The organism is Rheinheimera sp. KL1 (genome assembly GCF_001275035.1).
Classification (GTDB): Bacteria; Pseudomonadota; Gammaproteobacteria; order Enterobacterales; family Alteromonadaceae; genus Pararheinheimera; species Pararheinheimera tangshanensis.
The window spans coordinates 65410-91192 of record NZ_LAMX01000006.1 but is presented as its reverse complement, the minus strand read 5'-3'; the positions used below and the strand labels follow the sequence as shown (position 1 = coordinate 91192).

General features: G+C 46.9%; 27 protein-coding genes and 1 pseudogene. 14 read left to right on the top strand and 14 right to left on the bottom strand.

Going from position 1 to position 25783, the window contains the following annotated elements; all coding sequences use genetic code 11:
• Positions 1 to 29: 29 nt before the first annotated feature.
• Positions 30 to 2165, bottom strand: a complete 2136-nt coding sequence (locus tag WH43_RS02565) for a TonB-dependent siderophore receptor (protein ID WP_082335654.1) — start codon at positions 2163 to 2165, stop codon at positions 30 to 32.
• A 155-nt stretch (positions 2166 to 2320) separates the two neighbouring features.
• Entirely contained in the window at positions 2321 to 2662 is a 342-nt protein-coding gene (locus WH43_RS02560; RefSeq protein ID WP_053423093.1) for an FKBP-type peptidyl-prolyl cis-trans isomerase, read from the bottom strand.
• 126 nt (positions 2663 to 2788) lie between these two features.
• Here WH43_RS02560 and WH43_RS02555 point away from each other — a divergent pair, with 126 nt between their 5' ends.
• Positions 2789 to 3664 carry a substrate-binding periplasmic protein gene (locus WH43_RS02555; RefSeq protein WP_053423092.1) on the top strand — a complete coding sequence of 292 codons (876 nt, stop codon included), beginning with the start codon at positions 2789 to 2791 and terminating at the stop codon, positions 3662 to 3664.
• Between the two features lie 2 nt (positions 3665 to 3666).
• Here the strand turns inward: WH43_RS02555 and WH43_RS02550 are convergent, their stop codons facing one another.
• Positions 3667 to 4947 carry a nitrate regulatory protein gene (locus WH43_RS02550; protein ID WP_053423091.1) on the bottom strand — a complete coding sequence of 427 codons (1281 nt, stop codon included), beginning with the start codon at positions 4945 to 4947 and terminating at the stop codon, positions 3667 to 3669.
• 453 nt (positions 4948 to 5400) lie between these two features.
• Here WH43_RS02550 and WH43_RS02545 point away from each other — a divergent pair, with 453 nt between their 5' ends.
• Together WH43_RS02545 and WH43_RS02540 are read left to right on the top strand one after the other, a co-directional pair.
• Positions 5401 to 6255: a formate/nitrite transporter family protein gene (locus tag WH43_RS02545; RefSeq protein ID WP_053423090.1), complete on the top strand. Its 855-nt coding sequence runs from the start codon at positions 5401 to 5403 to the stop codon at positions 6253 to 6255.
• A 2-nt stretch (positions 6256 to 6257) separates the two neighbouring features.
• Complete coding sequence (locus WH43_RS02540) at positions 6258 to 7970, top strand: bifunctional protein-serine/threonine kinase/phosphatase (RefSeq protein ID WP_053423089.1); 1713 nt, start codon at positions 6258 to 6260, stop codon at positions 7968 to 7970.
• Between the two features lie 22 nt (positions 7971 to 7992).
• On the opposite strand, the gene WH43_RS02535 is transcribed toward WH43_RS02540, so the two are convergent.
• From WH43_RS02535 to nirB, 4 genes are all read right to left on the bottom strand, one after another.
• On the bottom strand, positions 7993 to 9189 hold the full coding sequence (locus WH43_RS02535) for an alginate export family protein (RefSeq protein WP_053423088.1): 1197 nt from the start codon (positions 9187 to 9189) through the stop codon (positions 7993 to 7995).
• Positions 9190 to 9285: 96 nt separating this feature from the next.
• Positions 9286 to 10164: a uroporphyrinogen-III C-methyltransferase gene (gene cobA / locus WH43_RS02530; RefSeq protein ID WP_053423087.1), complete on the bottom strand. Its 879-nt coding sequence runs from the start codon at positions 10162 to 10164 to the stop codon at positions 9286 to 9288.
• A gap of 83 nt (positions 10165 to 10247) precedes the next feature.
• Positions 10248 to 10607 (bottom strand): nitrite reductase small subunit NirD, encoded by a 360-nt coding sequence (nirD, locus tag WH43_RS02525; protein ID WP_053423086.1) that lies wholly within the window; start codon positions 10605 to 10607, stop codon positions 10248 to 10250.
• A 1-nt stretch (position 10608) separates the two neighbouring features.
• On the bottom strand, positions 10609 to 13170 hold the full coding sequence (gene nirB, locus WH43_RS02520) for a nitrite reductase large subunit NirB (protein WP_053423085.1): 2562 nt from the start codon (positions 13168 to 13170) through the stop codon (positions 10609 to 10611).
• 586 nt (positions 13171 to 13756) lie between these two features.
• Here nirB and WH43_RS02515 point away from each other — a divergent pair.
• Together WH43_RS02515 and WH43_RS02510 are read left to right on the top strand one after the other, a co-directional pair.
• Positions 13757 to 15112 (top strand): Fic family protein, encoded by a 1356-nt coding sequence (locus WH43_RS02515; protein ID WP_053423084.1) that lies wholly within the window; start codon positions 13757 to 13759, stop codon positions 15110 to 15112.
• 17 nt (positions 15113 to 15129) lie between these two features.
• Positions 15130 to 15609, top strand: a complete 480-nt coding sequence (locus WH43_RS02510; protein WP_053423083.1) for a hypothetical protein — start codon at positions 15130 to 15132, stop codon at positions 15607 to 15609.
• A gap of 56 nt (positions 15610 to 15665) precedes the next feature.
• On the opposite strand, the gene WH43_RS02505 is transcribed toward WH43_RS02510, so the two are convergent.
• Together WH43_RS02505 and WH43_RS02500 are read right to left on the bottom strand one after the other, a co-directional pair.
• Positions 15666 to 16628 carry a S41 family peptidase gene (locus tag WH43_RS02505; protein WP_053423082.1) on the bottom strand — a complete coding sequence of 321 codons (963 nt, stop codon included), beginning with the start codon at positions 16626 to 16628 and terminating at the stop codon, positions 15666 to 15668.
• Between the two features lie 64 nt (positions 16629 to 16692).
• A complete protein-coding gene (locus tag WH43_RS02500; protein ID WP_053423081.1) occupies positions 16693 to 17097 on the bottom strand; it encodes a hypothetical protein in 405 nt (134 codons plus the stop codon).
• A 361-nt stretch (positions 17098 to 17458) separates the two neighbouring features.
• On the opposite strand from WH43_RS02500, the gene WH43_RS02495 reads away from it, so the two are divergent.
• From WH43_RS02495 to WH43_RS02485, 3 genes are all read left to right on the top strand, one after another.
• The gene (locus WH43_RS02495) at positions 17459 to 18469 is read left to right on the top strand and encodes a branched-chain amino acid aminotransferase (RefSeq protein ID WP_286049414.1); all 1011 of its coding nucleotides are present in this window, start codon (positions 17459 to 17461) and stop codon (positions 18467 to 18469) included.
• Between the two features lie 143 nt (positions 18470 to 18612).
• On the top strand, positions 18613 to 18981 hold the full coding sequence (locus WH43_RS02490) for a PadR family transcriptional regulator (protein WP_053423079.1): 369 nt from the start codon (positions 18613 to 18615) through the stop codon (positions 18979 to 18981).
• Positions 18978 to 19748 (top strand): permease prefix domain 2-containing transporter, encoded by a 771-nt coding sequence (locus tag WH43_RS02485; RefSeq protein WP_053423078.1) that lies wholly within the window; start codon positions 18978 to 18980, stop codon positions 19746 to 19748. Before WH43_RS02490 ends, WH43_RS02485 begins: the two co-directional genes overlap by 4 nt.
• 49 nt (positions 19749 to 19797) lie before the next feature.
• On the opposite strand, the gene WH43_RS02480 is transcribed toward WH43_RS02485, so the two are convergent.
• Positions 19798 to 21021 carry an NADH:flavin oxidoreductase/NADH oxidase family protein gene (locus tag WH43_RS02480; protein WP_053423077.1) on the bottom strand — a complete coding sequence of 408 codons (1224 nt, stop codon included), beginning with the start codon at positions 21019 to 21021 and terminating at the stop codon, positions 19798 to 19800.
• 413 nt (positions 21022 to 21434) lie between these two features.
• On the opposite strand from WH43_RS02480, the gene WH43_RS02475 reads away from it, so the two are divergent.
• The gene (locus tag WH43_RS02475) at positions 21435 to 21926 is read left to right on the top strand and encodes a hypothetical protein (protein WP_053423076.1); all 492 of its coding nucleotides are present in this window, start codon (positions 21435 to 21437) and stop codon (positions 21924 to 21926) included.
• Positions 21926 to 22141 (top strand): helix-turn-helix transcriptional regulator, encoded by a 216-nt coding sequence (locus WH43_RS02470; protein ID WP_082335653.1) that lies wholly within the window; start codon positions 21926 to 21928, stop codon positions 22139 to 22141. The genes WH43_RS02475 and WH43_RS02470 overlap by 1 nt, the downstream gene beginning before the upstream one ends.
• Positions 22142 to 22246: 105 nt before the next feature.
• Here WH43_RS02470 and WH43_RS20240 read toward each other — a convergent pair whose 3' ends face one another.
• From WH43_RS20240 to WH43_RS02460, 3 genes are read right to left on the bottom strand one after another with little or no spacing between them, the layout of a single operon-like run.
• Positions 22247 to 22438 carry a hypothetical protein gene (locus tag WH43_RS20240; protein ID WP_286049409.1) on the bottom strand — a complete coding sequence of 64 codons (192 nt, stop codon included), beginning with the start codon at positions 22436 to 22438 and terminating at the stop codon, positions 22247 to 22249.
• Positions 22423 to 22686, bottom strand: coding sequence for a hypothetical protein (locus WH43_RS20235; protein WP_286049408.1), 264 nt, complete (start codon positions 22684 to 22686; stop codon positions 22423 to 22425). Before WH43_RS20235 ends, WH43_RS20240 begins: the two co-directional genes overlap by 16 nt.
• Positions 22643 to 23254: a nucleotidyltransferase domain-containing protein gene (locus WH43_RS02460; protein WP_053423135.1), complete on the bottom strand. Its 612-nt coding sequence runs from the start codon at positions 23252 to 23254 to the stop codon at positions 22643 to 22645. The genes WH43_RS20235 and WH43_RS02460 overlap by 44 nt, the downstream gene beginning before the upstream one ends.
• Before the next feature lie 206 nt (positions 23255 to 23460).
• Here WH43_RS02460 and WH43_RS02455 point away from each other — a divergent pair, with 206 nt between their 5' ends.
• The 4 genes from WH43_RS02455 (at position 23461) to WH43_RS02440 (ending at position 25575) form a co-directional block, all read left to right on the top strand.
• Positions 23461 to 23751, top strand: coding sequence for a nucleotidyltransferase family protein (locus tag WH43_RS02455; RefSeq protein ID WP_053423075.1), 291 nt, complete (start codon positions 23461 to 23463; stop codon positions 23749 to 23751).
• A complete protein-coding gene (locus WH43_RS02450) occupies positions 23748 to 24116 on the top strand; it encodes a HepT-like ribonuclease domain-containing protein (protein WP_053423074.1) in 369 nt (122 codons plus the stop codon). Before WH43_RS02455 ends, WH43_RS02450 begins: the two co-directional genes overlap by 4 nt.
• 371 nt (positions 24117 to 24487) lie before the next feature.
• Complete coding sequence (locus WH43_RS02445; protein WP_053423073.1) at positions 24488 to 25114, top strand: hypothetical protein; 627 nt, start codon at positions 24488 to 24490, stop codon at positions 25112 to 25114.
• A gap of 167 nt (positions 25115 to 25281) precedes the next feature.
• Positions 25282 to 25575 carry a hypothetical protein gene (locus tag WH43_RS02440; protein WP_053423072.1) on the top strand — a complete coding sequence of 98 codons (294 nt, stop codon included), beginning with the start codon at positions 25282 to 25284 and terminating at the stop codon, positions 25573 to 25575.
• A 12-nt stretch (positions 25576 to 25587) separates the two neighbouring features.
• Here WH43_RS02440 and WH43_RS02435 read toward each other — a convergent pair.
• A pseudogene (locus tag WH43_RS02435) lies at positions 25588 to 25782 on the bottom strand (threonine ammonia-lyase, biosynthetic); the annotation flags it as partial.
• Between the last annotated feature and the right edge of the window lies 1 nt (position 25783).

Sequence of the window (25783 nt, the reverse complement as noted above, 5' to 3'; positions counted from 1 at the left end):
TCAGGTCAGAGCCAAGGCTCTGCCCCTGATTAAAACGAGTAAGTCGCGCCTAAAGTGAAGTTACGTGGTGTGCCATAGCCGTATTGGTCAAAGAAACCAATCTGGCTGTAGTAAGTTTCGTCAAACAGGTTGTCGACGTTAAACTGTACAGACAACTGTTCTGTTACTTCATAACGAGCCATCAGGCTAACCAGGCTAAATGAATCCTGTCGCAGAATTTTTGGCGCTGTGCCGCTGTACTGCTCATCTTCCCAGCTGATGCCACCACCAATAACTAAACCTTGTAACTCATTAGTAAAATCATAGGTTGTAAAGAGGTTCAGCTTTTTACGTGGGTGATCAGTATTTACTTCAGTGCCAGCTGCGTCTTCGGCTTTAAACTGAGAATAGCCAGCAGAGATATTCCAGTTGTCCATTAACTGGCCAATCACCTCCACTTCAAAACCTTCACTTTCGACCCCCTGAGCCGCACGATACATAGCTTCAGGCAGATTGTTCCCTACAGGAGGAAAAGTGCCAATAGCCTGAGCAAGATTGTCCTGCTCCACTTTAAATACAGCAACGGCAGTTTGTACGGCACCATCCAGGAAAGAGCTTTTTAAACCTAATTCAGTGTTGGTGCCTTCCAATGGGTCAATAAACTCGCCAGAAGCGACACGGGCATTTTGTGGTTTGAAGATTTCAGTCTGACTGATATAAGCGTTATGGTTTGCATTCAGCTGGTACATTAAACCGGCGTAAGGTACAAACACGCTGTCATCGCCATAGTTTTCAACAACACCGTAATTTACACCAGTGCGCTCCCACTTCGACAAACGACCACCCGCAATCAGTTTTAAATCATCAGTCAAAGATAAACGAGTTGCCGCATAGTAACCATCCTGCTCTGTTTCTAAATCAACAGCCACAGCTGGAGAAGCAGAGAAGGTCGGCTCGGGATAGGTGCTACCTGTCCATTCATAAAAATTGCCTACAGGAACAGAAGCCGAGGTTTGGGCAAAAGTGACTGTATGAGCTTCCTGTTTGCTGTTTAATACACCAACGACAAACTCATGACTCTGCCCTAAAAGCTGGTAATCCCCTTTTAACTGCAGATCTAAGCTGTTTTGCGTGCTAACACCTGAGCTTTTATAAGGCCATGGAGACAAACCTAAACCTGTCTCTTTGTCTGGTGAGCCGAAAAGGTATAACAATTGAGTGTCTGCAGTATTTTGAGTCTGATTGAAACTGGCTTTCGCCTGCCAGCCATTAGAGAAGTTATGCACCAGATTGGCAAAATTGTTCTCGTTGGTAGAGGCCCAGTAAGTCCAATCAGCTGCGGAAGTGATGCTTCTGTCCCAATTGGTTGCAGTGCCATCACTAAACCAGGCGGCTAACCCACCCCAGGTCGAACCTTTAGGATCGTTGTCCTGATAGCTACTACCGAAACTAACAGAAGTTTGTTCCGTCAAATCAGCATCGACTACCCCATAAAGCACAGTTTTGTCGTCTTCAGGGATATCCATAAAGCTGTCACCGACTTCTTTTTTCGCAACTAAACGTACACGTACATCGCCTTCCGCATCTAAACCAGTCGATACATCAGCTGTGATAAATCTGTTACTCCAACGGCCAATACCCGCATTCACATAACCTTTCAACTCAGCTGAATTGGCGTGTTTACGCACTAAGTTAATAGAAGCAGAAGGATCACCAGCACCAGTCAGCAAACCTGTAGCACCACGCACTACTTCAATACGTTCATAAATCGACACGTCCGTGATGGTTTCGCCTGAATCTCCGGCTAAAGACCAGGCTAAAGGCACACCATCAATCTGATATTTATCAATATCAAAACCACGGGCGCTGAAGGTGTTACGCGTCGTATCCAACTGTTTAGCCGACACACCGACTGTCTGACTAATCACTTCATTGATACCGCTGAAGCCCTGGTCGATAATGCGCTGAGAAGTAATAACACTGACAGATTGAGGGGTTTCAAATAAAGACAAACCTAAACCAGTAGCCGTATCAATGTTTTCGTTAACAGTGTAGTGCCCTGTGACCGAAATCTTTTCAATTTCTTTTTCAGCCTTGTCATCTGCTGCCTGAACAGCACCCACCACACAAGCTAATTGCACAGCCAATACCACTGGCAGCTTTCTGAATTTCTGTTGTAACGCCATGATTACCCCCCAATAAAATTGAGCGAATAATACACTAATACGAATTGTTATCAACTAGATTTAGATAAACCACAGCGCAGTAAGAGCGCCGAATGTAAGTGGTTTCAAATTTATAACTGACTGATAACCAAAACATAACCACTCAGATATGAATGTCAGTCATCTCTGGTCAGCACTTCCAGCAGTTCTATCTCAAAAATCAGGTTTGAATTCGGCGGTATCATAGTGCCAATCTGGCGCTCACCATAAGCCAAATGTGCTGGCACCCATAACTTACGTTTGCCACCCACCTGCATGCCTTTTAAGCCTAAAATCCAGCCCTGAATCACTCTGTTATTGCTCAAAATACACTGAAAAGCTTCACCTCTTTTATGGGAGGAATCGAACTCTGAACCATCTTCCAGCCAGCCTCGATAATGAGCTGTGATTAAAGCCCCGCGTTCAGCTGCTTTGCCTTCGCCCACCACCACATCTTCAATTTTTAATTCGTCAGTCATCTCTTTACCCCCTTCAACTTTTGCTGCTGATTATAATCGGCAAAATAACATCAGCAGAAGACAGCCGACTAACCTTGTCGCTGAAATGTTCTATAGTTTCAGAAGCAACGCCATGGAGTGCATAAGATGTCTGTGATGATGGCCCGGTTCTATCCCCTAGTCTGTTTCATTTTTCTGCTGCTACCCTTTTTAAGTGGCGCTCAGCCACAACAAGTGATCTACTCCTGGCCTATGTCCATGTTGGGTGATGTCCGTGGCAGCTATCCGATTGCCTTGTTGCATCTGGCGATAGAGAAATCCGGTACTGACTATCAACTGGTGCCAAGCGGCCAGGTGATGACCCAGCACAGAACCTTGCGCCAGCTGGGTTCGAATAACGGCTTGGATGTGGTCTGGACTATGACCTCTCCGGAACGGGAAAAAGAGTTGCGGCCTATTCGTATCCCTATAGACAGAGGCTTAATAGGCTGGCGTTTATTGCTTATCCATCAGGACAATGAGCAAAAAATTCAGCAACTGGACGAAAGGCAGTTAAAAAACAGTCCCTCCGTGCAAGGCAGCGACTGGCCTGATTACCCTATTTTAAAAGCCAATCATTTTCGGGTATTAGGCAGCGGCGACTTTGATTCGATGTTTAAAATGCTCAAAGCCAGGCGTATTGATTACTTCCCTCGATCCATCACCGAGATCTGGCCAGAATTGCAACAAAGACCAGGCATGTCTTTGGCTGTAGCACCCAAATGGGTGTTACATTACCCAGCAGCTTTGTATTTTTTTGTGCAAAAAGACAATATCGAACTGGCCAATGCGATAGAAATTGGGCTGTTGCGCGCCATTGAAGATGGCAGTATGCAGCAACTGTTTTTACAACACTTCAGCAGCGCCATACAGCAGGCCGACTTAAAATCCAGAACTGTGATTCAATTAGCCAATCCCATTCTTCCCGCTGAAACTCCGTTAAAAAACAAAATGCTCTGGTTTGATCCTCAGCTAGGTTATTGAAACTAAGTATTCACAGGCTTTAACGCTTTTACCACCGCATCGGCTATCTCGGCAATACGACACTGTTGCTTCATGGCACTTTGTTGCAACTGGCGATAGGCCTGCTCTTCGGTCAGCTTTTTATACTGCATCAGCAATAACTTAGCGCGGTCTATCAGCTTTTGTTCAGTGATAGCACGGCGGGCATCGGTCAGCTCTGCATGCATCTGGCGAATATGTTGCGACTGTTCGGATAACAGCTGATAGAAAGATCGACTTGGCGCCTGAACACTTTGCTCACCGACAGGTTGCGGCAACACAGAAGCGCCATATAAACCCGGCATACTGGAGTCTATCAGTAAGGTTAGGCCTGAACTGGCAGGCAGCGCTGCTAATTCGGTCAGTTTGGACTGATGGTGCTGCAGTTGTTGCTGTGCTGCATCTACAGTGGCTGAAGTCAGTTGCTGTAATTGAGCGGTCAATTCCGCCTGCAATAAGTGCATGGCATCCATTCGTTCAGTCGCAAACTGATACCAAAGATCACTGACCGCAGGCACTGGAGCTTTAGTACCTGCCAGTTGCCGGATCATAGCTCTGAGTTGCTGCTGTTGTTTGGCTGCTGTGGCCTGCTCCAGCACATCCCACTGCTGCTGTTGCTCTGTGGTGGCAAATTCAAGAAATACAGCAGAGCTATGCTGCTGCGCCTGTTGCAGTAATAATAAACGCTCCGCTAACTCAGTGCTCAGTTGACCAGAAGCCAGACCCATAGCCCCCCAGGCGCGTTCCTGTCCGGCATATTCTTTGGTTTGCAGTAAATTGAATAAAGCCACCAGCTGACGGCTAATAGCTGCGTCACAAGATAAATCGGCAGACTCAAGCACCACGGCCAGCCAGGCGGCAATTAAGCGGCTACAGGCTTCGGTCGACTGCAATGCTGTACATTGCTGTTTACCCACCTGTTCGCGTAACTCAGCCAGATGATCCATACCTTGCAGCGCCAGACAGACTCCGCTTAATAAACGACTACTGTTGCACGATTCAGTTGCCTGCAGATACTGAGCTGTGAGTTGACTGCGTAGCTGTTGCTCTGCTTTTGTGCTGTGCACCAGCTGTTGCTGACGCTGTAATGCAAACAACTCAGAACCAGATGCCAGAAAAATATTGCTGATACCACGCTCACGCTGCAACTGATGGACCAGCTCACTGATAAGGGTCACCAGCAAACAAGTCTCTGAAAGCTGCTGCAGCGCTTTGATTTCCGCCTGTTTGGCGGCCAGCAGAAACTGAGCTGTCGGATGATTCATGGGCTGCCCTGGGTTGCAGATAGTCCCATACTCTAGCAATGCTTATTCCATACCCTTTATATCAGCCCGCAGCCCCTACCCATACTGGATTGCTGGCAAAAATCGACTTGGTTTTATCATGCAGCATAAAGCAGTAACGCCCCGTAATAGTGCATAAAATGCACAACAATGGCACCTCCCTGTCGCACTAACTCAAGCTCAGCCTTGCAAAAGCTAAGCAAAATCAAGGCATTGATATAAAAACCTCTGCTGGCATTAAAGTTGCTCAGTGAAATAGGCAGAGGTGCTCTACACCTCCGAACATAGAAACACTAAGCACTACCCATACAAAAATGATATTCAGGACAAAGGCGTCCCGAGATCGGCTGGCAACAGCATGATCCGGACGCCTTTTTTGTTTTCAAAAAACACGACCTGAACAAACCAACAGTAACAACAGGAAGAGGTGAAGCTATGGCTTATTTAGTACCAGCCGAATTTGTGACCAAAATGGTCGATGCCGGCGAATCCAAAATTTTTATGTCGACCCGTGATACCTTGATCCGCTCTTATATGGCCGGTGCTATTCTGGCTTTGGCTGCAGTATTTGCAGTCACAGTAGCTGTCCAGACTGGCTCCTTTTTAGTCGGTGCCATGCTGTTTCCGGTCGGTTTTATTATGTTGTACCTGATGGGGTTCGACTTACTGACAGGTGTCTTTGTATTAACGCCACTGGCTCTGCTCGACCGTCGCCCTGGTGTCACAATACAAGGCATATTACGCAACTGGGCTCTGGTGTTTAGCGGTAATTTCCTTGGGGCTTTAACTGTGGCCGCCATGATGGCTTTTGTCTTGACCATGGGCTTTCATCTGGAACCAGACGCCGTCGGACAAAAACTGGCTGGTGTAGGTGAAGCCCGTACTTTAGGTTATGCCGAACATGGTGTGGCTGGCTGGATGACCATATTCCTGCGGGGCATGTTATGTAACTGGATGGTGTCTATGGGGGTGGTTGGCGCTATGATTTCCACTCATGTCAGCGGCAAAGTGCTGGCGATGTGGATGCCTATTATGTTGTTCTTTTTTATGGGTTTTGAGCACTCAGTGGTCAATATGTTTTTGTTCCCTTTTGCCATGATGATGGGCGGTGATTTCTCTGTGATGGATTATCTGATCTGGAACGAAATCCCAACGGCTTTAGGCAATCTGGTCGGTGGTTTAGCCTTTACCGGTTTAACCCTGTACAGCACTCACTATAAAACAGCACCCAAACGTCAATTGGCCCCGAAACCAACAGAAAGCCCGGCAGCAGCTTTGGCCAAAGCCTGATCATGCTGTTGTCAGCCTCCTTACAAGTCTCCATAGGCCAGCATTCTGTTGCTGGCCGTAAGGCGTTAAATCAGGACAGTTTTGGCGCTTATCTGCCGAAAGAGCCGGAACTCAGCAGCAAAGGCATCACCTTGGCAGTAGCAGATGGCATCAGCACCAGCACTGTCAGCCAGATTGCCAGTGAAACTGCGGTAAAAAGCTTTCTGGACGATTATTACTGCACCAGCGACGCCTGGTCAGTGCCTCATGCCGCCTTACAAGTGCTTAAAGCCAGCAATAACTGGTTGTATGCGCAAAGCCGCAATGGCCCTTTTGGCTCAGACCCGGACAAAGGTTATGTCTGTACTTTTAGTGCCTTAATCTTAAAACAGCGCCACGCCCATTGGCTGCATGTGGGGGACAGCCGGATTTACCTGCTGCGCAACCAGCAACTGGAGCAACTAACCAGAGATCATCGTGTCTGGCGTGGCAGCAGCAGTTTTTTAAGTCAGGCGCTTGGCGCGGGCGCTGTGCTGGAACCGGATTATCAAAGTATTCCTTTGCAGCAGGGGGATTTGTTTTTACTGGCGACAGATGGTTTGTTTGAGGTGTTGCCAGAGGCTCAGTTGATCACTTTACTGGAAGCTGAGGCAGATTTACCTCTGCTGGCTTTGCAACTAACCGAAGCTGCTTTAGCAGCAGGTAGCCAGGACAATATCACTCTGCAATTGGTGCGTATTGAGCAGTTGCCGACCGACAACAATTTACCTCAGTGTCTGGATCAACAATTACCTTTACCTGCCTTGCTACAACCGGGCGATACACTGGATGGCCTGGAGGTGATAAAAGCGCTACAACAAAGCAGTCGCAGCCATGTCTATCTGGTGCAGGATACAAATACAGAACAGTTGCTGGTACTGAAAGCTCCATCCACAGATTTAGCAGAACAGCCGGATTATCTGGAGCGGTTGATGCGCGAAGAATGGATAGCTAAAAGAGTCAACAGCCAGCATGTCATGCGTTCAGCCAGTATCAACAGGCCCCGCACTGCGCTTTATACCTTATTTGAGTATGTCGAAGGCCAGACTTTAAAACAGTGGCAGCTGGATCACCCTAACCCGACTCTGGAACAAGTGCGGGGTATTATTGAACAGCTGGGTAGAGGCCTGCAGTCGCTACACCGCAGTGAAATTCTGCATCAGGATATTCGTCCAGACAACCTGATGATCACACCGCAAGGCATAGTGAAAATTATCGATTTTGGTGCTGCCCGGCTGGCTGGCTTGCAAACCGATGACGAAGTAGCAGGCGACATTCCAGGTACAGCCTTGTACACAGCGCCTGAGTATTTTTTAGGTCTAGCGGGTACAGAGCGGTCGGATTTATATTCGCTGGCAGTGCTTACCTACCAACTCCTGTCCGGCTGTTATCCTTATGGCGCTGATGTTGCTCGGGCTAAAAGCAGCAAAGCGCAGAAAAAACTGCGTTATCAGTCAGTGTTAAGTAAAGACAGCGAACTGCCAATCTGGCTGGATCTCACCTTAGAAAAAGCGCTGCACCCCGACCCGAATAAACGTTATCAGGCTTTGTCTGAGTTTTTATACGACTTGCGCCACCCCAATGCTGAGTTTCAAAAGCCACTGAGCTTAATTGAGCTGCATCCGCTTTGGTTCTGGCAATGTATTTGTGTATTGCAAAGCTTAGTGATCCTCTATTTAGTGGCTGCCGCGAATTAAACGGACAGCCATTTCACTTGCTTTAATACTTAGCCAACCACTGTAACCAGAATTTGCTGGTGTCTGTATGCAATAAATTCGCCTGATAATCCGCGTATTTCAGCAAGACCGCGTGCTGAGCGTTCAGGTTATAACTCAGCTGCAAATCCAGCTCTTTGCCATAATCCGCCTCACCTTCCGCAGCATCCAACCAATGATAAAAGGCCATCAATTCCAGCTGGTCCAGTTTATAACCCAGTTTCAGATACTTATCTTCAATGCCGTTGGCAGGGGTAGAGAGAAACTTATCAGCAAGACCCTGAAACTTATGCAAAGTAGCCAGCGGTGTAGCAAAACCTATGCTGTTGTCAGAACCCAAGACTTCAACCCCAAGCCCACTTTGCCATTGGTCCAGCCAAAGGTTAGCTTCCACAGTCCAGTACTCTGCGTCGTAGGAATTTGGGTTATCGCCTGCATCCTGCTGGCGGGTGTAAGAGCCATACAGCATATAACGGCTGCTTGGGGACAACACCTGACTGTACTGATAATCCAGCCCCAGCGTTTGGTTTGACACTAAAGGCGCATCGTCAAATTCCATCTGATACACAAAAGCGCCGAGCTGATGGTTAGAGTTGGGCTGATAACGTAAATCCAGCAAATGTAAATCCGAACTCCAGTCGCCTTGTGGGCTTTTGCTGCCAAAGACCCGGTTCACTTTACTACTGTAGCTGTAATCTAGTTTGAGTTCAGCAGATAAACTCGTCTGATAACGCACTGCATCAAAGGTCTGTTCGTTCTGGCGCCAACCTACACCACCAACAAAACGTTCATTGGCTAAGTTAATACGCTGGCGACCAATTTTTAGTGTCTGCTCACCACTTTGATACATTACAAAAGCCTGATTTAAATCAGCACCAGCAGGGTCAGCCACCAGTGGATAAGTCGTTTTGCCATTGATACTGTCGTTGTAATTTTTATCCCCTATCGCAGCGACATAATCAAATTCGCCACCTGCTGACCAGCCATGACTGAATTGTTGCGTCAGGCTAAAACGAGACAACAGCGTGCTGGCCAAGGCATTTTCGGCAAGACCATCCTGATCCACAGCTTCCAGCCGGTAACGGAATAACATCTTTAGTTCTGGTGCAGTGAAAGCGCTAGAAGCAGTTTCAGCAGCACTGACTGAAACTGCAGTGCAAGCAGCCATTACAGCCAAAGCGGGCAAAGAGTAACAACGCATACAAATTCCTTCTGTTAAGGCTAATTTTTGGCAAAGCTTCGCCTGCTGGCGCTTTAAAGCAGCCAGAGGACAAAACGAATCAGGTTTTACGAAGGGTTAGCTGGTCACAGTGAGCTGTTGCAACAAGCTCAAATCCACTTTCATCCGTTGCTTCAGCACCTCGCCCACCACAATCAGGGTTGGGCCATTCAATGGGAAAGCAGCAAGACGATCACTGATATCAGCCAAAGTACCCTGCAGCTGGCTTTGCTGTGGGGTACTGACCTGATCCAGCAGCGCAATGGGCGTATAGTCCGGCCAGCCAACTGAAACTAAACCGGCACAGAGTTGCTGCAAGCGGTTCAATCCCATATAAACCACCAGGGTTGGGTTAGAACCATTGGCTCTGTATTGATAACCAGACCAGTCGGGTTGTTTAGAAGGATCTGCAAACTGCGCCGTTAAAAACTGCACTGAAGTAGCACAACCCCGGGCAGTCAGCGGAATACCGCAATAAGCCGAAGCAGCGCAGGCGCTGGTGACGCCTGGCACTATCGCAAAAGCAATACCTGCCTGTTCTAGCGCTGCGGCTTCTTCCGATACCCGGCCAAAAATCGCTGGGTCGCCACCTTTGAGCCGCACCACTAAACCACCTTGCTGGCCATATTCCACAAGCAACTGGTTAATCTCTTGTTGTGGCATGGCATGACGGCCGGCTCTTTTGCCGACAAAAACTTTTTTGCAGCGCCGTGGCGCTATTGCCAACAACTCAGCCGACACTAAAGAGTCAAACAACAGCACATCAGCCTGTTGCAATAAACGCTGGGCTTTGACTGTGAGTAGTTCAGGATCACCAGGCCCTGCACCTATCAGCACCACCTGACCTTTGCCAGCTGGTTTTTGCTGCTCTGTTGCTGCTGTTTCACCTTTCCAGTTCCAGCCTGATAGCCATTGCGCTGTCAAAGGTGAACGCAATAAATTACTGATTACACTCATGTTGCTACCACCCTTTCTTGTCTGCTTTTTTTGGCCTACGCCTTGTCCTTTGCCTTTATCGAGGATGTCTTTGAATCCTGCGATCAGGCCGCTGATGCTTGTTGATTTTGTAATTCAGCATTCAGCCATACTCTGCCCTGTTGCAACTTGACGCCATACACAGGGATCACCACTTCGGGCTGTTCTAAGCACTGGCCTGTCGTTAGGTCAAAATGCTGTTTATACAAAGGTGACGCCACTACGATTTGCTCACCTATAGAACCCACCATACCGCGCGACAGCACATTCGCCTTACCCAAAGGATCGTAATTACCCACAGCGAATATCTGCGGTTCGCCCTGCAGTTCCAGCAAAAATACAGCCACTTGCTGCCCATTCAGCAAAGCGCAAATACCACTGTTTTCGACTAAGTCTTCAAAAGCACAAATATCAGTCCAGGCCATATTAGTTCTCCTCTGCTAAAGCCTTTACAGGCAGCTCTTTAATCGGAATTTGTTGTTGCCATTGGCGTTTTTCTTCTGCGGTCGCAGGGCGGATTTGTGCACGCTCTTCGACAAAAACGATGTTTTCATCCGCATCCGGACTATTTACAAACTGACGGAAACGTTTCAGCGCTTGTGGGTCGTCCAGCGTGGCTTTCCATTCGCAGGCATAGGTATTCACTAAAGCCACCATCTGGTTTTCCAGCTCTGCAGCTATTCCCAGCTCGTCGTCGATAATGACTTTACGCAGATAGTCCAGGCCGCCATCCAGTTTTTCCATCCAGACCGAGGTGCGCTGCAAACGATCCGCAGTGCGGATATACAACATCAGAATGCGGTCTATGTAGCGGATTAAGGTGTCAGTATCGAGGTCGGTAGCAAATAAGTCGGCGTGGCGTGGTCTCATGCCGCCGTTACCGCAGACATACAGGTTCCAGCCGTTTTCGGTGGCAATAATGCCAATGTCTTTGCTTTGCGCTTCGGCACATTCACGGGTGCAACCCGACACTGCCATTTTGATTTTGTGTGGCGCTCGTAAGCCTTTGTAGCGGTTTTCAATGGCTATGGCCTGGCCGACACTATCCTGCACACCATAACGACACCAGGTACTGCCGACACAAGATTTGACGGTGCGCAACGACTTGCCATAGGCATGGCCTGTCTCAAAACCAGCATCCACTAAACGCTGCCAAATAGCGGGTAACTGCTCTAAACGGGCGCCAAACAAGTCGATACGCTGACCACCGGTAATTTTGGTGTAGAGGTTAAAATCGAGTGCCACCTGACCTATCACCAGCAGTTTTTCTGCGCTAATTTCACCACCTGCTATACGAGGCACCACTGAATAGGAGCCGTCCTTTTGCATATTGGCCAGGAAGGTATCGTTGGTGTCCTGCAAACCTATATGAGGTTTTTTCAGCACATAATCATTCCAGCTCGATGCCAGAATAGAACCCACAGTTGGCTTACAAATATCACAGCCTAGGCCCTGACCATGACGGCTCAAGAGTTCAGCAAAGGTTTTAATACCGCCGACCTGGACTAAATGCAGCAATTCCTGACGCGAATAAGCAAAGTGTTCGCAGAGATGATTTTTCACCTCCACGCCACGGCTTTTTAACTCGTCATCCACTACGGATTTGAGCAAAGCAGTGCAACCACCACAGCCAGTACTGGCCTTAGTGCAGCTTTTGATACTGGCTAAATCGCAGCAACCAGAGTCCATAGCCGCCACTATGTCGCCTTTGGCCACGTTATGGCAGGAACAAATGGTGGCGCTATTGGGTAAAGTTAAAGCCGCTACAGGTGTGCCGGCCGCGGCAGGTAAAATCAGTTGCTCCGGCTGTTTTGGCAGCAGCATATCGTTGAGAGCATATTGCAGCAGACTGTCATAGTTACTGGTATCACCGACCAGCACAGCCCCCAGCAGGCGTTTACCGTCGGAGCTTACCACCATTTTTTTATAGATTTGAGCACGTGGATCTGTGAATACGTAACTTAAAGCGCCGGGCGTTCTGGCATGGGCATCGCCAATAGACCCCACCTCCACACCCAGTAGTTTCAGCTTGGTGCTCATATCAGCACCGCTAAATTTTTGCTCGCCCCCTGTAAGTTGGCTGACCACCACACGCGCCATCTGATAACCAGGCGCCACCAGTCCAAAAATCTTTTGCTGCCACAAAGCACATTCGCCTATGGCGTAAATATGGGGGTCGGAGGTTTGGCACTGATCGTTGACGACAATGCCACCTCTATCACCTACAACTAAACCACAGCTGCGCGCCAACTGGTCATAAGGCCGGATCCCGGCAGAAAACAACACTAAATCCGTCTCTAAACTTTCACCATCAGCAAACTGCAACTGATAACGACATTCAGCACCAGCTACTATGGCCTGAGTCGCTTTGCCGGTATGCACTTGCACACCCAAATCAGTAATTTTCTGGCTTAACATCTGGCCGCCGCCCTGATCCAGCTGCACCGCCATCAGTTGTGGCGCAAACTCCACCACATGAGTCTGTAAACCGAGTTGTTTCAGCGCATTAGCCGCTTCCAGCCCTAGCAAACCGCCACCTATCACCACCCCAACTTTGCTCACCGCAGCGCTTTTTGCTATCGCGTCTAAATCCTGCAAAGTACGGTACACCAGACAATGCGGCTGATCATGACCAGGAATAGGCGGCACAAACGCATAAGAGCCTGTAGCCAGCACCAATTCGTCGTAATAAAACTGACCACCCTGACTGGTCACCACCAATTGCTGCTCGCGGTTGATTTGCTCCACCCAACAATTTAAACGGTATTGAATAGTAGCCGCCTGATAGGCTTCTTCCGTGGTTAACGCCAGTTGCTCTGTGCTAGTGCCACTGAAATAGCCGGATAAATGCACCCTGTCATACGCCAGCTGAGCTTCACCACAAAGCACAGTAATGTGCGCTGCAGGGTCTTTGGCTCGTAATTGATCAACAAAATGATGCCCCACCATACCGTTGCCGATCACCAGAATTTGTTTGGTCTGCTGCATTTTTATATCCTTAAGGCCTTTAGCGGCTGACTCAACCACCAAATTTCGCCCATAAAAAAAGCCCGGTTCTGCCCCCCCAAAAGGTGGTCAGAAACCAGGCTTCGTTGCCCGTACACAGCCAAAGCTATGCACTTCAATTCAAATTGTGTTGCGCTCGCTTTAGCCAACGCGCTCGAAAAACTCTCTGACCAGATCAAAGCACAAAGAATGCCAGTTTATTAACTAGCTGATTTTATTGAGTAATGGCTAATTTATACGCAGATTCCCACCAAAACCTTGCGTTGAATTGGTGCAAAATGGCACCGGATTGAGGCATGCAAGAACTATATAGCATCATCTAATTGAGCATTTGGCTAAGATGGTAATTCGCTTTGGAAAGCGACAGGTTTTGCGTTAAGTCGCAATTTCGTTCACAAAAACTGTTAAAAACGCAATTAAAAACGTTTTAATTAATTCATTTAAAACAAATAGATAAATGAAAAATTTCTTTTTAGAAATTACGAAAACTCAATTTTTAAAATTTGCGTTGAAATTTAAACCAATCTGTTTAAACTCAATTTTAAGAATTTTAGTTTTGTGGTGAGTTATGGCCAGAATAAGACCTCCGGTTCCTTTTAGTGAACTAATTACTAAATTATCAACGGATACTTTGTTGCCGCTCATGCAAAAATACAAAGCAACAGACTCTACTGGTGCTTATCTGCATTGGGACAAATTTAAGTGGAAAGTCGAAAAAGGCGATAACGATCAAACGGCCTGGGCTGCTACCAAATTAGCCAGGAGATCTACCATCAAATATATCCCTGAACTGACAGGTAAAAATGAAACAGAACATTTTAACTATTCAGTGCCGGATTCGCTGTATGCCAAGCTGCATTACATAGACAAAATCACAGGGGGTGGTCAGGTTTTAGGTGATGCCACTTTTATTACCGGACATGAAAAAGACAGGTATTTGGTGAAGAGCCTGATGATGGAGGAAGCTATTACTTCGTCTCAGTTAGAAGGCGCGGCCACTACACGTAAAGTTGCCAAAGAAATGCTGGAGACGAACAGACCGCCCAGAGATAAATCAGAGCAGATGATAGTGAATAACTATCTGTTAATGAAAAAGGTTTTCGAGAAAAAACACGAGGACTTATCGGTAGATCTATTGCTGGACTTGCATCGGATAGCAACCTATCAAGCCATTGATAATAATGCGATATCAGGTGAGCTTCGCACGGCCAACGACATTAGTGTCAGAAATAGTTATAACGAAATAGCCCATGAACCGCCTTGCTTCACTACGCTTAAAGAGAGGCTTATCAAGCTATGCGAATTTGCCAACAAGAACAGTGATGGCCAGCAATCAGACCAATTTATGCACCCGCTGGTGAAAGCTATCATCCTGCATTTTATGATTGGTTACATTCACCCTTTTGGCGATGGTAACGGCAGAACTGCCAGAGCCTTGTTTTATTGGTCCATGCTCAGATCTGGGTACTGGCTGTTCGAGTTTGTATCTATTAGCAAGCTGCTCCAGGAGAAAAGAAGCGACTACGATGCAGCCTTCATTTATACCGAAACAGACGAGCTTGATCTCACTTACTTTCTATATAATCAGGCCGACACTGTGGTGAAAGCAGTTGACGCTTTGCAGCTTCATATCAAAAACAAGAAACAAGAGTTTTACCAGTTTATGAGCTGGATAGAACGCAGCCCATTGGCTAAAAAACTAAAAACTGTGCAGTTGGACCTGCTAAAAGAAGCAGTCAAAGAACCGGGTAAAGAATTTACATCTAAACAAGTAGCTACTCAGTTTGATATCTCAGAAAACACCGCCCGTAGCCATTTAAATGCGCTGGTCGATGCCAATCTATTAGTGGCAGCCAAAGCCAACACGGGGAAATCTGTTTTATATGTGGCACCAGCTAACCTGCAGGCCAAGTTAAAAATTTAACAGTTCAAGGAAGAATGATGCAAAAGCCGCAAATCCGCTGGAGAAATCAAACTCCGTCACGTTCATCGCTGAAACTCGGCTGGAAACAGCTCAGCAGAAACGCCAAAGTGGCGCTGATTATGTTCAGCTTGGTGTACCTTGGCTTCTCCATTTATCGCAGCCTCGAACAACAGAGTGCTTTTAACTTAGTGCTGTGCATAGTTTCTATAAGTTCTCTAACAATAGCTATTTTGCAAGCTAAAGGCTTCCCCAAAGAAGAGCTGGGCAGTCTGATAAATGAGCTTAAAATGGACAACAACACTATTTGGATAGGTGACTACCCACTGCCGGATACAGTACGCAAAGTAGTGATAGGTCGGGCCGACATTCAGGGCCCAGCCTTCTTACAGCTGGCCTGGAATCACGGCCATCAATGGATATTTCCGTTGGATGAGCTGCAGCAAGTACGGCACTTTTTCCGTCAGCATGCACCTCAGATAGAAATAGTTAACGAATAGATGAATACTGCTAAACAAGGGCCTGCTGTCCTGTAAGAACTGCAGGCCCTTCATTTTTAACCGCTCTTATTTGCCAACCTCAAAGCCGTATAAAGCGCCATTTCAGCTGTCACTTTGATATTTGGCTCCACGCCAACGCCTTCAAAGTTAGTGCCTGTAATTGGGTTCACCGGCCTGTACATGGGAATACGCACAAAAAGCCAGTCGTTGACTTGAGCTGCGCCCGTGTAATGCGCCAGACCAGCGCTGGTTTCCCCTATCACTATAGCGCGGCCAAGTTGTTGCAGCGTATAGCTAAAAAACTCGCCTGCGCTGACCAGCCCGTCACTTTGCAAAATATACAGTGACTTGGTTTTTAGCAGTTCTGCATCCGGCACGGCCAGACTTCGTATTTGTTCTGTGCTTTTACCATTACGGTCAAAAACATCCCATAACAAAGTACCTTCGGGCACAAAATGACTGACCAGATACTGCACCAACTGCGGTGAACCACCACCGCTGTCACGCAGGTCGATGACAATATGATCACTGTGGCTTAAAAATACCAAAGCGGCATGTCCCACTTTATGCGCTTCTTCAGCTTGCCAGAATTTATGCAACTTCAGATAACCGACATTGCCCGGCAGAATACGCGCCTGCTCAAAAGCAAAGTTATTATTTTTAAGCGGATCAGTCTCTTTTAAACGATGCGAAACGCCACCTTGCTCGGCTATTAAAGCCAGATTCAAATGGCCATCCCCACTGTGCTGGCGTATTAAATCCCCCACTTTGGCAGCAAACTGCTCTTGGGTGGTGATATCAGTCAAAGCCCCTTTTTGCTCTTGTTGCTGCAGCTGCGCGCTGACTTTTAGTGCAGTGTCGGGGAATACATACTGCTCATTCAAAATACGAGTAATGCCATCAATACTGGCAGCACGTTCATCTGGAGAAAGAGCGGTGCTTGCCTGAACAAACAATGGAAAAACGAAAGCGATAAGCAGCACCGGAACCAGGCGCTGCCTTTTTAAGAAAGAAATCATAACTACCTCAAATAACTGATAAAAGCTCTGTAAAACCCTTATAAAACTAAATAAATAGTCACAGTCACTTGAGTGAAAGCTGATAATAAAGCCGTTTTTTGTGCAGATTAGCGTCGTGCCATAACGCCAGCCGAAAACGCCGGCCAGGGCCTGCGCGAATAAACCAAAGCAAGAACAGAAAACACAAAGGAAGGAGCAGAGGAATTAACATCAAAGCCAGTTTGCCAAATTCCAGCACCAATTGGTAATCGGCCTGCTGTTTCTGATGCAAAAACAATAAAGCCGGGCTGCGCTGAAGTTGTTGTAACAAAGGCGCTTCGCCTGTATCTGCAGGCACAGTCCATAGCTGCTGATAAGCAGACACTTGCGGCTCTACTTCAGACGCATGATGCAAAAACGCCAACAACCAGACCAAAGCACAGCTTGCCAGCAGTAATTGCACACACTTAAATAAGCGGGTCCTTTGCATACATATATCCATAGAGAATCTGAATAGGATATAAAGCCCGATCCGGATAAAAACAAGCTTCTGATCACAACAAGATGCTGTAGTGAAGAAGATTGCCACATTGCTAAGTGACAAAACTATGCTTCACCAAACCCAGTAAAGCTTTAAATATCCAGCACTCAGAACATGAAACGGGCAATTAGTTGATGCCGAATACAGCAAGCCTGAGTACAATAGCTGTGCGTTGATAATTCTCAGGGTTACTTAACTTAATAGACCAAGGCCGTGGCAGAGCATCAGGCTCAACGCCGCTATAAAGCCCCAACCCATATAACAAAGCGCACCCTATTTTAATCGGGCCAGCCAATACTGGCCCTCGAACATCAGCAGGAAAGAAAAAATGGCAGCTTTTGGTAGTGTATTTATGCCTGAAATGGCAATGGCCCGTTTTGATGGTACAGCTTGGGGTCAATCGGCAATCGTCTCGTCCGACAGCATCAGCCTGCATCCGGGCGCTCATGTGTTGCATTACGCCAGCACCTGTTTTGAAGGCTTAAAGGCATTCCGCCATGAAGATGGTTCTGTGGCAATTTTCCGTATGGACAAAAACATTGCCCGTATGCAACAAAGCTCAGAATTATTATCTTTGCCTACCTTCGACGCAAAACTGCTGAGCCAGATGATCATCGACATAGTGCGTCATTACGCCGCCGATGTGCCAACTCCACCAGGTTCTATGTATATCCGCCCAACTCATATCGGCACTGAACCTGCTATTGGTAAAGCTGCAACTCCTACCCTGACGTCTATGTTGTATGTGTTGTTATCTCCGGTTGGTGATTATTTTGCCGGTGGTAGCCGCGGTTTACGTCTGCTGATGGAAGACAATGCCCGTTGTGCTCCTCATATGGGCATGATCAAAAGTGGTGGCAACTACGCCAGCGCCTTGTTCCCAACGATGCAAGCTAAAGCCAAATACCAGGCCGATCAGGTATTGTTCTGCCCGAACGGTGATGTGCAGGAAACAGGCGCAGCCAACTTCCTGTTGATTGATGGCAACGAAATTATCACTAAAGCACTGGACGCTTCTTTCCTGCACGGTGTTACCCGCGACACTATTCTGACGCTGGCCCGCGATTTAGGTATGAAAGTGTCCGAACGTGAACTGACAGTGGAAGAGCTGTTAGAACGCGCCGCCAAACCAGGCACTGAAGCAGCCTTGTCAGGCACAGCAGCTGTATTAGCGCCGGTTGGCACTCTGATCCACCAGGGCAAAGAATACAAAGTCGGCAACGGCGAACCAGGCAGCACTACAGCCAAACTACGTCAAACCCTGAACGATATTCAGTGGGGCAAAGCTGCAGATACACACGGCTGGTTGACGAAGATCTAATCTGAGATACAACCAACACTCAGGGGCGGGTCTTGTACCCGCCCGTTTAAAACTCCAATCTGATCCTGAACTGTTGTTTCCCCTCCTTGCCTTTCTTTTTCATTTAATCTACTTTGTAGAGAATATTTACTAATGGACTAGTTATGGCCCAGGACAAATTTATTGGCGAGATGGAACATATGGTTCTATTGGCCGTATTGCGGCTGAACGAACAAGCTTATGGCAGCCAGATACGCCAGTGCCTGGCCGATACGGCGGGCCGCGATCTCAGTATTGGCGCTTTGTACACCACACTAGAGAGGTTGGAACAAAAAGGTCTGTTAAAAAGCCGCTTAGGTGAAGCCACTGCAGAACGAGGTGGCCGCGCTAAAAAGTACTTTGCAATCACAGCCGAAGGTCAGCAAGCGCTGCACCGCAGCAAACAGGCGCTGGACAGCTTGTGGCAAGGACTGGCGCTAAGACAGGGCGCTTCAGTTACAGTCCCACAGAATGGAATGGAGTTTCCGGCATGAAGCAATCTGGGTCAGAGCACCACACTAAGCTAACCTCAGCAAAACGCCCACTTTATCCAGAAGGTTTACCATCAGGCCCGCTGCCGCCTGCGCTGCAACCTCCTTTGTTATGTCAGCTATTGCTGGAATGGGTTTTACCTGATGCACTGCAAGAACCAGTTTTAGGCGATTTGCAGGAAGAATTTATCGAACGACAACAACAGAGCCGCAGCAGCGCCTGCTGGTGGTACAGGGGGCAGACGGTTTCAACCTGCTGGCATTTTTTGCATCAAACCAAAGGAGATTGGCTGATGTTGGTTTTAAGTATGGTATTTTTTATTGGTATATCTTTATGGGCCATGTTTGTATCCAACCCGGCAGACCCATGGACCTACTATGACTTTGTCTCTCTGGTGCTGATTTTTCCTTCCGCCTTGTTATTTGCAGTAGGCGCCACCTCACGCCGCACCCTGCAACAAGCTGTAGCCTTTTTAATGAACCCGGGCGCAGCTGCGGAGCCTGTGGTGTATCAGCAAATCCGCCACTTTTTCGATGTGATGGGCCAAAGCGCCTTACTGCTTGGTTTTTTCAGCACCTTAATAGGCGTTGTGGCGATAGCCAATGCCATGACAGCAGAGAATTTTGCCGCCAGTTTTGGTCCGGCCACCGCAGTCTGCTTACTGACACTGCTTTATGGCAGCGGCCTAAAAACACTCTGTTATGTTGCCGCTCAAAAGGTCAGTTTTACTGCCCGCGAAAACAGCCGTGATGACAGTGTTTTGGGTTAAATCTGGAAAAAGCACAATGCAGAATCTGCTGCTTGGTGCTTTTTCATGCTCACAACCCCATCTGTTTTTTATAACGATGACTTAAACGGGCCAGCCTGATTTGATCCAACACCAACATAGCCAGAGGCCAGCGCCGAATCGACCAGGACGGCAAAGCACGGCCGAGGCGACGTAACATCAATCGTGTATACGCCATTTTCGCCAGCGACTGCAGAGGTTTTTTAGCAAAACTAAAGGCAGGTAAAACCGGGCTTACTGCTTCGCCTCGTTGCCAACGATTAGGTAAATCCGGCACCAAAGCTAAAGCTGTAGCTATACCCACTAAAGCCACACCATTTTGCAGCACCTGCTCTGCCACTTCCGGCCTGCGAATACCGCCTGTCACCATCAAGGGCATTTGCGCAGATTGCTGCAGTTCTTTGGCAAAGTCTAAAAAGTAGGCCTCACGCGCCAGCGTAGAGCCATCGCGACTGTCGCCCTGCATAGCTGGAGCTTCGTAGCTACCGCCTGATAACTCGACAAAATCCAGCCCCAGCGGGTTTAACCATAACAACACCTGACGGGCATCCTCAGTGGAAAAACCACCGCGCTGAAAATCTGCCGAATTCAGCTTTAGGCTGATAATAAAACTAGCAGGCAATTCAGCGCGCAATAACCTAACCAGCTCAAGCAATAAACAAGCCCGGTTCTCTAAAGAGCCACCGTACTGATCCTGGCGCTGATTCACCAGCGGCGATAAAAACTGACTCAGTAAATAACCATGAGCCGCATGAATTTGCACTCCGGCAAAACCAGCCTGTAACGCCAGTTGGCTACTCAACAAAAACTGTTGCTTAAATTCGGCGATATCATCCAACGTCATAGCTCGGGGGTTGGCAAACATTTTGGAGAACTGGCCTAAATCCAAAGCGACAGCTGAAGGTGCTATCGCTTCTTGCCCTAAACTTACCGGCATTTGCCGCCCAGGATGATTCAGCTGCAAAATCAGCTTAGTACCGTTTTGCTGTCCTGCTTCGGCCCAGCTTTGAAACAAAGCTAAATCTGACGCGGCATCCAGCACCACACCACCAGGACCTGTCAAAGCTTTACGGCTCACCATCACATTGCCGGAAATCAATAAGCCTGTGCCACCTAAAGCCCAGCATCGATATAACTCAATCAACTGCGCCGAAGGATTCTGCCCTGCAGCCGCCATGTTTTCTTCCATAGCGGCTTTTACCAGCCGGTTTTTCAGCTGCACGCCATTAGGCAGATTCAGGCTTTCAAACAACATAGTTACACCTCTTGGTATTCATCTTTTTCAACCTTCATGGCTATTTGGCCCGATAAAACAATACCGCTTTATCGATTAAACGGGCTATTTCGTGCACATCCAAGCCTGGTTGGGTTTCAGCAATAGCAAACCCAACACCTGACGGCGATAAACAGTAAATCCGTAAGAGCAGACACAGCTGCACCAAATGAAGCTAACTAAGCTACGAATGCAGCCTTTTAGGCTTCATCCGTCAATTTAAGTATCAGCTAAAAATGATAGAGCCGTATCTGCGCGAAAATTCTGATACTGATGCTCTGTCTTACCTCACAAAATTGCAACCTTAAGGTATCAAAAAAACTTGACATTGATACCTAAAGGTTTCATATTGATACCTCAAGGTATCTGGACTTAATAAAAAAGGAACAGTCATTATGGCTAGATGGACTATTGAAGATCAGGAAAATTGTGTCAAAGCTGCTATCTCCGGCGCACTGTTTTTTGCGCTGCTAACCGGCTTTCAATTGTTAAGAGACATCAGCTTGTTTTGGTTTGAGCTAAAAACAGTCAGTGATGCTTTTGGCTTTGGCGTGTTATTTTCGGTGATTTATTTTCTGGTCAAAGTGACCAAACAACCCGGCTTGCTGTCTTATGGCTGGAAAATCCGCGAAATATGCGGTGATTTTCAGGATGAGTATTTACGCAGCCGTTTTCAACGCGCCACCACACTGGCATTTCACTTAATGCTCACGATAGCGTTTGCGGGGTACGCTGCAACCAATTTAATCAACAAGCATGGCGACCCACAGTGGATCTCATTTCAGCTGTTTCCATTGCTGACGATATTCATCGGCACCCTGAGCTTTTATCTAAGTTTGCGCACAGTGCTGGATGAGCAAGACGAAACAGCGCAGGAAACCAAGTGATGGAAGAGCAACAGCTGTATAACAGAATTGCACAGCTGCGCGCGGCCAGAGGGCTGTCGCAGCAGCAACTGGCCGACGCTATTGGCGTATCGCGTAAAACCATCAGCACAGTAGAAACCGGCCGTTTTACACCTTCGGTGGTGATAGCTTTGCAAATGGCGCGTTATTTTGAAGTACCGGTAGAGCAGATTTTTAGCTTTGATGGGTTTAGGTGAGAAGTTTAGAGCAATGCTGTAACAAAGCAGCCGGATAAGAGCGTCATGGTACCAAGCTCTTATCCAGCGTTTTAAACCGCAATCGGATACACAAAACTACAGCTTCTATTCACTAAGCTTCAACCAGCTTTCTGTTAAAACCAGTAGTTCTTTTGCCTGCTTGATACACTCAGCAACAACAGCATCTTCCACCAGATCGCCAGAATAATCCGCGACATTACGCTGCTTACGCAAGGCATCCAGAACTATAAGCCTGTCTGTATCTACACCCACAGTTTTCACTAAAGATTGCAGCATGCTTTATGAAAAGTCGCCTGGTGGTGCCCAGGTTTACTGGTCAGGGTTCGAAACCCGGCGGCCTGCAACGCAGCATTCGACAGTTGCATTATGGCTTTGTAAGCGGCGTCAAAGCGGTTTTCATTGCTTAGTTCAGCAAGCTCTGAGTCTTTAATATTACGTTGTGCAGCTTCAATCAGCCGCTGAATTGCGGCGCTATCAGGGTTAATACGTTCCAGCAGTTTGCCAATCAGGTTGTCTAAGGTCATCCTTGTCTCCTGCGATCATCAGTAGCGGATTAGCCAGCAGTTCACGGATAAAACCGGATTGCTCCGCCAGCGCTTTCTGCCATTCGGATACTGAATATAGTTTAGGATTGATCTCGCGACCAAGCTGTTGCTGCACCGGATACAGGCTTTTTACTGCATCAACAAAACTCAGATCTCCCACCAGCAGCAGGTCAATATCACTGCTGGCTGTGGCTTTGCCGCTGGCGACAGAACCAAACACAGCAGCAAACTGCAATTGATCAGATACGGGCGACAAAACCTGTCGTAATACATCAGCCAAACCGCTAGTTTTACGTAGAATACTGGCGAGCTCTTCATACACCACACAGCTGGTGTCGGCCTGATAACAGAGCTGATTCCCTTGCTGTGTTTTTTTCAAAATGCCCGCCTGCGCCAACTTCGTTAGCTCTTTATGCAAAGTGCCGGGTTGGGTAGAAGTTAAACGGGCAATTTCGCGCACATGCCAAGCTTGGTCGGGTTTTAGCAATAACAAACCCAACACCTGACGGCGATAACCAGTAAAAAGCAAATCTGTAAGAGCAGACACAGCAACACCAAATGAAGCCAAATAAGCTACGAATGTAGCCTTTTAGGCTTCATTCGTCAATTTTAGAATCGGTGATAAGATGCTAGATCTTCAGCTAACATCTACACCATCTAAGCAAGGCGCTCAATCCGTGGGTTGTATGTTATTGTTCACAAGGCTAAAATCTGTTCAACTTCAGCAGAGAGCTCTTACGGGGAAACACAGGTATGAAACCTTCAGTTGCCTTAGCCACACACCGCGAAGAGATCCGTCGGGTTGTTACGGCTCACCATGCCCGCAATGTGCGGGTCTTTGGTTCAGTGTTACAAGGCACAGATACAGAGCAAAGCGATTTGGATTTGCTGGTCGACCCCACACCAGAAATGACCCTACTCGACATCGGCGCAATCCGCCACAAACTGCTGAAACTGCTTAAAGTTCAGGTGGATGTATTAACACCCAATGCTTTACCTGAAAAATTCAGATCTGCAGTGTTAGCGGAGGCCAGGCAGATATGAGCCGTGACCAACAAAGGTTACAGGACTATTTAGCTCATATACTGCAAGCTATTGAACGTATTGACCGGTACTGCGAAGATCTGTCAGAGCTGGATTTTCTACAAAACGAACTGGTTCAGGACGCCGTTATTCGTAATTTTGAAGTTGTAGGCGAAGCTTGTAACAATATCGAAAAACATTATGCCGACTTTGCTGAAGCTCATCCCGAATTACCCCTTTCCAGTGCATACCAAATGCGTAACGCCATCGCACATGGTTACTTCAAAGTGGATTACGAGTTAGTCTGGAAAACCATCCAATCTGATTTACCCACTCTTTATGAATTAATTCAACAAGCAGAGCAGACTTTGCAACGTGGCCAGTAGTAAGTAAGACTATAATTCCCGAAAAAGTGCTTGCCGTTACTGAAAAGCTGAATTAACTTGGTTCTAAATGAGTTACAACCCTACCCAAAGTAATTAGAGTTGCAGCGCGGCGGCAAGTGAGCGAGTCCCCAATCACATAGATGCACTATGTGATTGGGGCGAGAAAACGCAGCCAACAAAGCTGCGGCTTCAAGAACGAAGGGTAGGTAACGAAGTTGCCGGAAAAGGAAGTCATGGCAGTTCAGTTCTTCTTGGCGTTTCAGCCTTTAGATCTCCCGCTTTATACCTTCCATTTTTCATCAGCAACTTCAGATTCAATTGAGGCATAGGGCAAAACCTGACACCGGTTTTCTGGAAGCAATGCAAAAAATATGATTTCAAAAAAAGATGTATATCCAAACTATGTGTACTTTTTGATCTGCTTAGGATTGATTGGGGTAGGCGGGGTGATTTTTAGTATTCCAGAGCTAACGCTTGATGTATTAAACAAAGTTGCGGGTATTTTATCTTTTTTCATCACTTTGATGGCTGCAATTTTCGCTTATATGGCTATTGATCGATGGAAGAAAGCAAGGGAATATGACACTGAACAAGCACACAAAAAGGCTATCGCTAATTCAAAACTCAAATCACAAGCTAAATTAAGATTTATTTACTCTAAATCCTGTTTTATTGTCCAAGATAATGCTGGTAAGTACCCTGATTTTAATACCCGTAAAGCTGTTTGTCTCGCTGAAGTTTTGCGCGTTTACAGAGCAGCAATTCTTGAAATCGGCGATTATTTTGATGAGTTAAATTATACAGAGCAGTCTTTAACATCATATGCTGATCTAGCATGCCTTCCTTTTGATAAATCATCATTAGTACTTCTTGGAATTAAAGAAATGACTACGTTTCAACTAAATCTAGATAAGGTTTGCACAGATGACGAGTTGATATTTGAGGTCGGCTTAAGTATGAAAAGAATGTTTGATTTAATAAATAGCAAATACAAATAGCACGCAAAACTCCGAAAAATAGTAGGTATGCGGGCACTAGATCTCCACAAAATAGTTTTGTATTGAAATAAGCTTGCAACCGATCACAAACAGCAAACTCCGCTATAAACTCCAATAAAAATGGTTACAAGCAAAGAAATTTATTGCTTTGCTTGATGGAGAAAAAAATGACAAATGAAACTTATACCAAATTTATAACCGCAGATGGACAACCATTCGTTACCAAAGACGATTTTGATTTCGCTGTACTCTCAGAGAATATGCAAAAAGCAGTAGACTATATAGAACAAATACCACCGGATGCGAAACAAGCAGTGAAGGATTTCATTAACGACAAAATAGAACTAATAATGGAGCATATAAGCGATTTGTCTAAGCTAGATATCACCAGCGAAGTAATCGATAAAATCCCAAATGTCATAGAATATTTGAAACTGGTTTTAGATTATTGCAATCTGTAATAACACTTGAGCCAACACATAACCAGTAGCTGCACCATGATTCCGGTAATGAAACAGAGTGATATTCCACTTTTCGCCCAGGGTGTTGAGGAAGTTCATTAAAGCGCCCGGGTATTCCGGGAAGTTGAATTGGTAGACCTGCACTTTGACTAAACGGGGTGGCATGCCGCCGACCATACGACGGACGTGTAGTTTGGCCAGTTCGTTC